This is a genomic window from Chryseobacterium sp. DZ-32, assembly GCF_059587025.1.
Window position 1 is genome coordinate 1 of the sequence record NZ_JCAIOM010000043.1, and the last position, 1,382, is coordinate 1,382.

The window sequence follows — 1,382 nt, forward strand, 5'->3', positions numbered from 1 at the left end:
GCTAATCTTGTAGGAGTTTTCAAATAAGCTTAAATTTGTTTTGTGAAAGATTTTGAAATAATCAAGGGTTTACGTCCCCAGAAGGTAAGTAACTTAGAAAAAGCAAAAAAAAATGTTTAGCCAGTCCTGGTATTTCTTTTTCACAATGTATGGGCAACAGCTTCAGGCAAAGTGTTGCTGATACTTTTTCCAAATCACAACTTACACCTTATTTAATGCTTGAAAATCATAGAGCTAAGACTCTCACTCATATAAAAAACAGGTCAGAAGACTATATTATCATAGCTCAAGACACTTGTGTCTACAACTACACAGGGCACAAGAAGATGGAAGGTATAGGTAAGATTCAAGGTAATATTCTTGGTATCCTACAGCATAACACCTTGGCATTTTCCAGTACAGGTGTTGCTTTAGGTATTATTCATCAACAATATTGGAGTCGTAATTCTACCGTAAATTTTGAAGGTAAAGAAAGTAATAAATGGCTTGAAAGCCTGAAGAACACTAACGATTTAGCTCATCAGGCAAAAGATAAGATAATGGTAATGGTCCAGGATAGAGAAGCTGATTTTCTGGAATTTTATAGAAAAGAGAAAGCTGAAAATGTAGTTCATGTTACCCGTGTCTTTCAACAACGAAATTTCAGATTGAAATCAGAGGTAGAATCTATTTCTTCACAAGACGATGCACAGGAGTTTTTAAAATTAGAAGACATTTCTCCAAAAGCTGTGGATCATGGTTATAAAGAAATAGAAATATTTAGAAAAGGAAAACATGTGCATGTAAAACTGTCCTTAAAAAGTGCCACTGTAGGCATATTTCACAAGGGTAAAAAAGTGTTGGAGGATCATAACATAGTGATTGCCGAAGAAATAGAATTAGATGGTGCTGAGAATGAAAAGGAAAAAATTTGCTGGTATTTGCTTACAGATTTACCAATAAATAACTTTGAACAAGCTTGTCAGGTAGTTGATTTCTATTCTTTAAGATGGAAAATAGAGTTGTTTCATTTTACTATGAAAAGTGGAGGATATCAAGTCGAAAAGTTGCAATTTGATGACTTACATACTATGATTAATGCATTAACATTTTATTCTGTTGTTTCTGTGGAAGTACTGCGTTTAACCTATCTTATTCGGGAGAATTCAGCTGCTGTGGCAAGGGATTATTATACAGAAAAAGAAATCAAGCTGGTGGAAAGGCTCTCGAAGAAAAAAATTATAACGATCAAAGATTTTATTATAGAACTGAGTAAATCCCTCGCAGCATTTAGTCCAACAAGAAGCTACCCTTTTCCTGGTATCAAAAAACTAGCACAAACAATGCAACGGTTTTATTATCTCAAAAAAGGAGCTGAATTATAAAACCACTACAAGATTAGC

General features: G+C 33.9%; 1 protein-coding gene. It reads left to right on the forward strand.

All coding sequences use genetic code 11. The annotated features are described in order from the left end of the window. Positions 1–149: 149 nt before the first annotated feature. Positions 150–1,364: an IS4 family transposase gene (locus AC59HC_RS22960; protein ID WP_496559451.1), complete on the forward strand. Its 1,215-nt coding sequence runs from the start codon at positions 150–152 to the stop codon at positions 1,362–1,364. The last annotated feature ends 18 nt before the right edge of the window (positions 1,365–1,382 follow it).